Origin of the sequence: Phytobacter palmae, assembly GCF_039409775.1 — a bacterium.
GTDB classification, from domain to species: Bacteria; Pseudomonadota; Gammaproteobacteria; order Enterobacterales; family Enterobacteriaceae; genus Phytobacter; species Phytobacter palmae.
Window position 1 is genome coordinate 1 of record NZ_JBCIVJ010000056.1, and the last position, 2112, is coordinate 2112.

General features: G+C 44.5%; 3 protein-coding genes and 1 pseudogene. 3 read left to right on the forward strand and 1 reads right to left on the reverse strand.

Annotated features, from left to right (window positions below; all coding sequences use genetic code 11):
* From tnpA to AAIG39_RS25580, 3 genes and pseudogenes are all read left to right on the forward strand, one after another.
* Positions 1 to 201: IS200/IS605 family transposase (gene tnpA, locus AAIG39_RS25570; protein ID WP_343195049.1), on the forward strand; the 201-nt coding region annotated here is incomplete at its 5' end.
* A 148-nt stretch (positions 202 to 349) separates the two neighbouring features.
* Positions 350 to 1126, forward strand: a pseudogene (locus AAIG39_RS25575) (RHS repeat-associated core domain-containing protein); the annotation flags it as partial.
* Between the two features lies 1 nt (position 1127).
* Entirely contained in the window at positions 1128 to 1484 is a 357-nt protein-coding gene (locus tag AAIG39_RS25580) for a hypothetical protein (RefSeq protein WP_343195050.1), read from the forward strand.
* Positions 1485 to 1524: 40 nt separating this feature from the next.
* On the opposite strand, the gene AAIG39_RS25585 is transcribed toward AAIG39_RS25580, so the two are convergent.
* Positions 1525 to 1800 (reverse strand): SymE family type I addiction module toxin, encoded by a 276-nt coding sequence (locus AAIG39_RS25585; RefSeq protein ID WP_343195051.1) that lies wholly within the window; start codon positions 1798 to 1800, stop codon positions 1525 to 1527.
* Positions 1801 to 2112 lie beyond the last annotated feature (312 nt).

The following is a 2112-nucleotide window of genomic DNA, read 5'->3' on the forward strand; positions in this document are numbered from 1 at the left end:
GGGCATCTGAAAGGCCGCAGCGCAATCAGACTCTACAATCGTTTCCCACATATACGAAAAAAGCTATGGGGCAACCACTTTTGGTCACGTGGCTACTTTGTAGATACTGTCGGTGTGAACGAGGAAATTATCAGACGATATGTGAGGCATCAGGAGAAAACGGAACAAATACATGAACAGCAAATGGAATTGCCAGAGTAGTAAGCGGAAAGTGATAATAGCCCCCCTTACAGGGGGCATTCTCAAAAGCCACCTTCTAAGAAGGTGGTCTTTTACTATTTAACTCTCGTTTAGCACACTAAACATCCCGTTCCGCATCCCCTTAACCATCTGTTTAACCTGATGATGTGATGTGCCCCTGACTTATGTTTATAGCGACGCGGAAAGTTATGAACCGCTGGCGCGTATAGATGACGCAGAGGATCCGGTTATCTTCTGTTTCCACTGTCAGCCGAACGGTACGCCAGAACGGATGACGGACCGTGAAGGGCATATCCGCTGGGAAGGGCAGAACAGCGTGTGGGGGAAACTGCTGCACGAGTCGATACCGCAGGAGACGGGCTATGCGCAGAACCTGCGTATGCAGGGGCAATACCTGGATCGTGAGACCGGGTTGCACTACAATTTGTTTCGTTATTACGATCCGGATAGCGCCAGGTTTACCCAGCAGGACCCGAGAGGGCTGGCGGGGGGATTAAACCTCTATAGTTATGTTCCAAACCCGTTATCATGGATAGATCCTCTTGGATTATCACCAGTAAGTCCTAAAACAATTCTATTCTCACAAGATAGTATAAATGGTGTTTTTGAAGATGTAAGAAATGTTAATGGGCTTATTCACAGACTTATAAACGACCCGTCATATATAAATCACGTTGAACCTATTAGAAAAGTTAGAATGCGGGATTTACCTGTAAATGTTCAGGAAAGATTGTTATCACAAGGTGCTCATAAAGATTCAGTCTTTACTTTAGATAATAGACGACTTTATGCTGCCAAAGCAGCCGGTATATCGAAGATCCCTTCGAGATGGGCTACTCCAGAGGAATTGTCAAAAATTAATTTAGATCGAAGATTTTCAACTCAAAATGGCGGCAGAACAGTGAGGACAAGAGGTTGTGGATAATATGCTTGTAAAAGCACTAGAAACAAAATATGGTCAAATATATGGCCGAGATGCGTTGATTTTAACTGGGACAGAGTTAAATCTGTATCCATTTAACTTTACCATCAAAGCTTCCTTATCGTTGTCTGCCTGCAAACCTGCTATTACAGATGCTGATGATGTAAGTCTAGAGATTTTTATTAGCAAAATTGAAAAGTTAGCTATATATAAAGTTGATGATTATCCTTTTGAGCAATATACTACATCAAGTTTCGATTTAGTAGAGGATATCCAAAGAGATGGAGTTCAGCACATAATTATCAGTACTTATGATCATGTGTTCGATATTATAGGGATATATGAAATTAAATATTGTTAAATAATAAAAGGGGAGGCGAAATCAGCCTCGCCCCTTTTATTTATTTCTCGTTCAGCACACTAAACATCCCGTTCCGCTTCCCCTTAACCACCTGTTTAACCTGATAAAGCTCCTCCCGCAGTTCCTGTGCCTCGTCACTGTCAGCGATGATGGTCAGGCACCCCTGCGAAATCTTCACGGTGACGCCCGTTCCAGTCTCAAATCCCGCTTCTTCCAGCCAGTCGCCCTTAAGGTGCAGGCTGGGGTGTTGCGAATAATACCGGGCTATACCGGATGTGCAATCTTCGTGGCGGGCTCTGACATAATGACAGGTTATGGCGGCAGTGGTATGGTGAACGGGCGCGAAAAGGCGCGTCGGGAAAGTCGGGTTAACGTGCTGTTTAATAAGTAAAAGGTGATGACCGGGAAGCCATGAGCGGTGCGGGCGGTAGCGTGTTAAAAAGTGTGGCCCCCGCCGGATCATTCCGGTGACCCGATAGGGCTAAGGGGCGGGTTAAACTTATATCAGTATGGGCCGAATCCGTTAAGCTGGATCGAGCTTCTTGGATTAAGTTGTTCTTTTAATAGTAAATCAAATCGTTAGCGTAATAATGAGACTGGACGTTTTACTAAACGACTAACTGATCCT

Bases quoted from the DNA above. Each gene is read 5' to 3' on its own strand.
- AAIG39_RS25580 (WP_343195050.1), top strand. From the start codon at position 1,128: ATGCTTGTAAAAGCACTAGAAACAAAATATGGTCAAATATATGGCCGA.